Source organism: Longimicrobiaceae bacterium, from assembly GCA_035696245.1.
GTDB lineage: Bacteria > Gemmatimonadota > Gemmatimonadetes > Longimicrobiales > Longimicrobiaceae > DASRQW01.
In genome coordinates, this window is sequence record DASRQW010000479.1 from 1 (window position 1) to 7121 (window position 7121).

A 7121-nucleotide genomic window follows, 5' to 3' on the forward strand; every position below is an offset into this window, starting at 1 on the left:
CCGCGCGGGGTGCGCACGCGGTGCTCCACCTCGTACGGCGTGCGCTCGGCCACGGCGCGGGTCCACGCGGTCAGCGTCTGCTTCCTGTCTTCCGGGTGCACCGCCGCCAGCCAGCCGATGCCGCCGATCTCCCGCGTGGTCTGCCCGGTCAGCGCCTGCCACGAGGGCTGCGGGCCGTCGAAGAGGCCGCCGGACGTGGCGGTCCACACGGCGGCGCTGGTGGCCTCCACCAGGGCGCGGTAGCGCTCCTCCACCGTCTTCACCGACGCCAGGCCGCGCGCGTCGGCCGCCTCCCGCGCCAGGGCCAGGACGGACGAGACGGTGCCGTCGGCGCCGCGCTCGGGCACCAGGCAGGTGGCGCGGCGGCGCACCTCGCCCGCGGCGGAGCGATGGCCCAGCTCGCGCACCAGCGGCTCGCCCCCGGCGAACGCCTCGCGGAGCGCGGCCTCGTGCTCGTCCGCCAGCTCCGCGGGCGCGCCCAGCTCCCGCAGCGTACGGCCCACCATCGCCTCGGCCGGGAGCGCGAGCAGGCGCTCCATGGCCGGGTTCGCGTAGGCGATGCGCATGCGCGCGTCCACGCGCACGGCGGCGTCGGGCAGGGCGTCCAGCACGCGCAGCAGGCCGGTGCCGGTGTCGCACGCCACACCGGCCGCCGCCTCCACCACGCCCACGTAGAAGAGCGGCGCGCCGGTGGCGGCCTCGCGCACCATGGACACGTGCACGTCCACCCACACCGAGTGTCCTTCGCGGTGCACGTAACGTTTGCGTGTGGACACGGCGCCGACCTCGCCGGTGAGGAGCATCACCATCCGCTCCAGGCTGACCTGCACGTCGTCGGGATGCGTCAGGTCCTGCACGCGGCGCCCCTCCAGCTCCTCGCGCGTGTAGCCCACCAGGTCGCACACGCGCTGGTTCACGCGCAGGTAGCGCCCGTCCGGCGCCGTGTGCATCATGCCCACGGGCGCCAGCTCGAACGTGGCGTAGAAGCGCGCCTCGGCGGCTTCTAGCGCCTCTTGAAGGTGGGTGTCGCGTGCGGAGGAAAGGGCCATGCGGGACCGGGCCAAGCCGGAGACGGACTGCGGACGGGTCTGCAATACGCGTCGGAAACCCCCGGAAGTCAAGCACCTCGTTGCCGTGGATGGAGAACGGATGTCCACTCCGCTCCCTCGGCGCCCTCCGGCAAGGTGGACACAGGAGATTCGCCGCTGCATCCCGCCTGCCGAGGCTCGGCCTTTCGCCCGGACGGTGCGTAATGGATGCGCAGGCTTTGCAGCCGAATGCGGAAAAGATCACGCCCGGTGTGCAGAGACTCCGTACCAGATCCAGACTGGATTCTGCCGGTGTGACCGGACTCTTGCACGCTAGGTCGTGCTCCCGGCTGGGTTTTTCGCTTCTCCGGACGAGCGAATGTTGTTTCCGGTTACACCGCGCGCAGCCGTATCACGCCGGTGCTTTCCGCCTCGTCGTCGTCGGCCCGGATGCTCGCGAGCCGCTCGGCCGGAAGCCGCTCCACCTTCACCCCTTGGGCGCGGGCGATCTCCACCATGTGGCCGGTGCCGCCCGGCCCGTCTCCTTCACGCCCGTCCCACAGCGCCAGCAGCGTGGCGCACCCGCCGCAGAGCACCAGCGCGTTGTGCAGCAGCCACAGGTTGCTCCGGTCCCACACGGTGTACTCCCGCCATGGCCGCAGCCAGCGCGGCTGGTCCGGGTCTGCCGTGGAGCCCCCCAGCCAGCGCGCGGGGCAGCGGGCCAGCAGCGCGTCGAACCGCGCGACCCAGCCCGGACCCGCGTCGGCCACCGAGGCCGCCACGTAGCGCTCCCGCGTGCCGGCAAGGAAGAGCTGCGAGGGGATGCCGATCTCCCCGCACACCTCGTGGAAGAGGACGTCGCCGCCGCTGGCGCCGCCCGCGCAGCCCACCACGCCGCCCGGCGGGCGGCCCCCCAGCTCGGCCTCGACCGCGGCGCGGATCATCGCGCGGGCCTCGCCCTCCGCCGCGGCGGGGAAGCGCGGGAAGGCGCGGCCCGGCACGTCCAGCCGGTGCCCGGTGAATACGATCACGCGCTCCGGCGGCACGGGCGCGGGCGCCGCGGGCTGCCGGAGTTCGTCCAGCACGGCGAGCGCGGCGGCGGCGTTCCCGGCCAGCACGCCCAGGTCCGCGTACATGGCGAGCTGCCGGCGCACCACGTCTCCGTAGAAGCTCTCCGCGCCGGTGAGCGCCTGGCGGTAGCGCTCGGCCACCAGGGCGGGGTTCGCCTTGGTGAGCGCCGCCAGGTCCGCCGCGGCGATGCTCACCCAGCGGTCCTGCCGCCGCTCCAGCTCCAGCCGCCGCCGGCTACCCTCCAGCGCCAGCTCCACCGCGCCCGCCAGCCGGCTCCCCTCGGCCGCCAGCCGCCCGCGCTCGGCCTCGGCCTCGCGCTCCGTCTCGAAGCCCGCCGCCCACACGCCGGGCGCCAGGTCCGCCAGCTTCAGGCGCAGGGTGAGCAGGGCCAGGGCGTTGATGCCCGGGTAGAAGTGGTTCTGGTGCTCGCGAAACCCGGCCACGTACTCGCCGTAGCTCTCCATCAGCCGCGGGGAGCGGAGCGCGGCGGCCACGCGGCCTGCCGGGGGCGCGGACTGCCATTCCTCCATCCACCGTGCCTTGGTGTTGCTGGCCTTCAGCGCCAGCGCCTCGGCCAGCTGCGGGCCGCGCGACGCCGGGTCGTCGATCACCCGCTGCACCGCCTCGTCCGAGGCGGCGAGCTGGCCCAGCTTCTGGTAGAGCGTGGCGAGCCGCGAGTTCGCCTCCGCGTCGCCGGGCAAGTGCTCGCGCACGCGCTCCCACGTGGTCCGCGCCCCTGCGCGGTCGCCCGCCTCCACCTGCCCGGCGCCCACCGCGCGCAGCCCCTCCACCTTCCAGCGGAAGTGCCGCGCCTCGTCCGAGAGCAGGCGCAGGTCGCCAGGGTGCTTCTCTCTCGCCGCCCTCCGCACCTCCTCGCGGAAGTCCGACGGCGCGCCCAGCACGCCCGACCAGTCCGGCAGCCGCGCCTCCACCGCGGGAAGCTTGGCGAGCACGGGGCTGTCCACGTCGTCCGAGTCGCGCGTGTCGCGCAGCGCGGCGATCAGGGCGGGGAGCGAGGCGGCGGGGTCGCGCGCGTCGTACTCCACGTACCGGTCGGTGCGCAGGTCGAACGGCACCTCCTGGCAGCGGCAGCGGATGAGCACCGTGCCGTGGTCGCGCAGCGCGTGGCGCACGCCCAGCTCGTAGAACACGTTGGCGTTGTGCATGGAGATGTCGGCGACCACCAGGTCCGACGTTGCCAGCAGCTCGAACACGTCCTTGCGTATGTCGCCCGCCTGCGCGATGGGCTCGGTGGTGCCGCCCTGCATGCCCAGCGCGGCCAGCGCCGGGTCCACCAGCGCGCGCTGCACCGCCGCGAAGTCCACCTCCGCCTCGCCGCCGTCCTCCATCACCACCCTGCGCGTGCCGAACGGCCGCACCACGAACACGTGCATCGCTTCCCTGGGGAGATGGTGGAACTCGGACGGCGGTGTTTCTCGGGAGATGCCGGAAGACGTCGGTAGATGGCGGTAGATGGGCGGTAGATGGCGCAGACGGTAGATGAATGACCTGCGGCGCCCCGGCCCATTCCAGGACCGCTCATCGCGGGTCCGCCGCGACTCGGCCGAGGCGCGGCGGTGTCGGGCCGTGCGCGGCCGGTTCATACGAACCCGGGTAGATCGGCTTGCTTTGCGAGTCTCGCCGAAGCGGTTCGGACCCTCGGAGCAGCCCACGGAGGTGGGCCTCGCGCCGTCGTAGCCCGCGGCTTAGCCGCCAGGGCGATGCTGGCCGCACCGATTCTCCCGGATTTCTTGTCAGTCGCTCGCGGACGGGATGGGACGGGGGGCAGGCGTCGCCTCGCGCGTTCCGCCCGATGCGCCGCGGACCTGGGCGACGAGCTGGCCCCACTGGCCCTGCTCGCGCTGGAAGACCTGCTCCACGCGCGCCACGTACTCCGCCGGGGTGCGCACCGGCGCGTCCGCACAGCCATCGCAGCCGTCGGGCGAGTCCGCCGATGCCGCCGCCAGCGCGTGCTCCGCGTCGCGGTAGATGCCGGCGTTCTGCTGGAAGCCGTACAGCGCGCGGTGCGCCGCCAGCGCCGTCCCCGCGGCCGCCAGCACCGTCGCGACCACCGGCCACGCCAGCGCGTACCCGCCGCCGACGGCGACGTCCGGCTTCCACGCGGACAGCGTGGAAGCCACGGACGACAGGAAGAGCACCAGGGCGGTGAGGCTCACGCTCTGCCGGTGCGCGCGCTCGTACGAAGCGCAGCGGCGCCTGTACCACTCGCATTGCGCGCCGCGGCGGTAGCGCTCGTAGAACTCCAGGAACCGCGCGTCGCCGCCCGTCACGCCGCGCCTCCGCTGCGGATCTCGCCCACGCGCCGTTTCAGGTTGCGGACGCGGCAGGCGTCGTCGTCGTACGGCCGGGCGCGGGCGAGGAAGAGGAAGTATTCGCTGCGCAGCAGCTCCGCGCGCAGGCGGCAGCTGCGCCAGCGCTCGTGCCCGCTCAGGTCGCGCGAGCGCGAGGCCCACGCCGCCAGGAAAGCCGTCCACGCCGCCGCCAGCACCTTCCACCCCGTGCCGTGCGCCACGCCGGACAGCGCGCCCAGCCCCGTGGCCGCCACCCCGCCGGCGATCAGCACCAGCTGGTCCAGCCGGAAGTCGTTCTGCGCCCGCAGCGCCTCGCGGTCCTCGTCCACGAAGTGCGGCATCAGGTGCGTGCGCAGCACCGCCAGGTCCGCCGCGTGCTCCGCCTCCATCGCCGCCGGAAAGCGGTCGCCCAGCACGGGATCGGTCCCTTCCTCCCCCTCCGCATCGCGCCACCGCAGCCGCGGAAGGTGCTCGAACAGCGCGATGCGCCGCCGCTTCGGCCGCCGGGGAACGCGGGGGAGCGGACGGACGAGGCCCGCCGGCCCATCCCGCTCCGCCTCCGGCGCGAGGGAAAGGGTGACGGCCGGCGTGGCGGCGAAATGCGGTCGGTCGATCGGCATCTACGGTCCCGTGCGTGTGATGGACATGCGGGTTGACGATGTGGAGTGGGGGATGCGGATCGGGGGATTCCATCGGCTCGTCCGCCGGAAGGCAGGCATATCGCAGCGCTCCGGCCCCGTCCGAGAATGTGAAGCGGTGAGATGCGCATCTCCGGAAACTGCGCGTCTTCCGAGGCGATGCGCAGCCCGCCGTCGCTCGACGGCAGATCGGTCGGCGCGCCCGCATCCACCGATCCCGATCCGATCAATTGTCCGGCGCTCCTTCGCGGATCCAAAGCTCCAGCGTGTCGCGGAGGCCGGCGGGCACGCCCTTCGAGTGGTCGCGGCTGCGCGTGCAGGGCGAGTCCAGCACGCAGAGCAGCAGGTTCACGGTGGAGTCCGCGCCGGGGTCGAACGGCGTGACGCGGCGGTTCCCCGCGTGCGTGCTCTGTCCCGCGAGAAGGTCGCGGAAGGCGGCGGCCGCGCTCAGGTCCAGGTTCCCGGCGGCGGAGCCGGTGGTATGGCACCCCTCGCACGAAGCCTTGAACCGCGGCAGCACGCTCGCCGCGAACGAGACGGGTACGGCGTACGTGACCACCACCGTGTCCGGCACGGTGCCGGGGCGCCCCGTCACCGCCACCGTGGCGCGGTGCGGAGCCGCGGCCCGGGGCAGCGATCCCGCGCTCACCTGCAGCCGCACCTGCTTCGCGGCGGAGTCGGCGCTGGCGACCAGCCATCCCTTCTCGCCGCCGCCGTAGTCGACCGTGGTGGCGAGACCCGCCGCCGGCGAGCCGTCCGCCAGGCCCAGCACCACCACGTTCCGCGGCGCCGCGGCGGCCGGGAAGCTCGCCACGTTCGCGGAGAGGCGGATCACCGGCGCCGAGCCCACGCGCAGCGTCACCGCCATCCGCGCCTCCTGCACCCCGCGCTGCGGCGAGCGCACCACGACCGACGCCGTGTACGCGCCCTCGCCCAGCCCCGCGGTCCGCGCCTCGAGGGTGAGCACCCGCGGCGCATCCGCCAGCCTGGCCGTGAGCCAGCCCGCGGGCCCGCCGGACGGGTACTCCACCGGCGCCACGGCCAGCCCCGGCAGCGGCGCGTTCAGCGGCTCGGTGACCGAGAAGGTCTGCGCCTGCGGATCGCCGCCCCCCACGCTGGCGGTGAAGGCCGCCGCGGTGGAGGAGAGGTGGATGACCGGCGTGGGAGCCACCGTGAACCGGACGGAGACGCTGGCCGCCGGCACGCCGGGGACGGACGATGCGACCGTCACCGTCGCCGCGCGCGTCCCCGCCGCGAGCGTGCCAGTGTGCGGCGTGAGCGTGAGCGTGGCGGGCGCCGTCCCGCCGCCGCCCAGCGTGGCGCCCAGCCATCCCCCCGCCCCCGTCCCGTACGCCACGGCGGCCGAGAGCCCGGTGAGGCTGCCGCCGCCGCCGTTCGCCACGCCCACGACGGCGGGCGCGGGGTCGTCGCCATTCTCCGTCGCCTCGAACGACACGTCGGCAGGCTGGAGCAGCACCGCGGGCGCGGAATGCACGCCGAACGTGACCAGCAGCACCGCGGGCGGCACCCCCGCGGCCGACGCGGCGACGGTCACGCGCGCCGTGTGCTCGCCCTCCGGCAGCGAGCCCGTACGCGCCCGCAGCGTCAGCGTGGACGACGCGGGCGTGCCGCCGAGCGCCACCGCCAGCCAGCCGGACGGCCCCCCGGGCGCGTACGCCGCCGCCGCGGAGAGGCCGCCCAGCGAGCCGCCGCCTCCGTTCGTGACCGCCACCGCCTGCGCCGCCGGATCGGTCCCGCCCGGCGCCGCCCCGAACGCCACGGCGGCCTCCGAGAGCACGACCGACGGCGGCGGCGCCACGGCGAGCACCACCGGCACGCGCCGCGCCGCCACCCCCGGCAGCGACGATCCCACGTCCACGCCCGCCGTGTACACGCCCACCGGCAGCCCCGCGACGCGCACCGCGATCTCCACCGTGGGCGCCGCGCCGTCCCGCGCGACAGCGGCGAGCCAGCCGGTGGGCTCGTTCGCGCCGTACGACACCGCGGCCGTGGGGCCCGCCAGCGTGCCGCCCGCCGCGTTCCCCACCGCCAGCGCCTGCGCGGGCGGGTCG

The 7121-nt window shown here is 75.0% G+C and carries 5 protein-coding genes; all 5 read right to left on the reverse strand.

What is annotated here, in order from left to right; all coding sequences use genetic code 11:
* On the reverse strand, window positions 1–1049 hold a 1049-nt coding region (locus VFE05_21510; GenBank protein HET6232667.1), incomplete at its 3' end, for a PAS domain S-box protein.
* A gap of 371 nt (window positions 1050–1420) precedes the next feature.
* On the reverse strand, window positions 1421–3493 hold the full coding sequence (locus tag VFE05_21515) for a tetratricopeptide repeat-containing protein (GenBank protein ID HET6232668.1): 2073 nt from the start codon (window positions 3491–3493) through the stop codon (window positions 1421–1423).
* Between the two features lie 360 nt (window positions 3494–3853).
* A complete protein-coding gene (locus VFE05_21520) occupies window positions 3854–4390 on the reverse strand; it encodes an SLATT domain-containing protein (protein HET6232669.1) in 537 nt (178 codons plus the stop codon).
* Window positions 4387–5031, reverse strand: a complete 645-nt coding sequence (locus tag VFE05_21525; protein ID HET6232670.1) for a DUF4231 domain-containing protein — start codon at window positions 5029–5031, stop codon at window positions 4387–4389. Before VFE05_21525 ends, VFE05_21520 begins: the two co-directional genes overlap by 4 nt.
* Window positions 5032–5275: 244 nt before the next feature.
* Window positions 5276–7121 (reverse strand): hypothetical protein (locus VFE05_21530; protein HET6232671.1); only part of this gene is annotated, 1846 nt, incomplete at its 5' end.

Excerpts from the sequence above, each read along its gene's own strand:
- VFE05_21515 (HET6232668.1), bottom strand. The coding sequence starts at position 3,493 with ATGCACGTGTTCGTGGTGCGGCCGTTCGGCACGCGCAGGGTGGTGATG.
- VFE05_21525 (HET6232670.1), bottom strand. The coding sequence starts at position 5,031 with ATGCCGATCGACCGACCGCATTTCGCCGCCACGCCGGCCGTCACCCTT.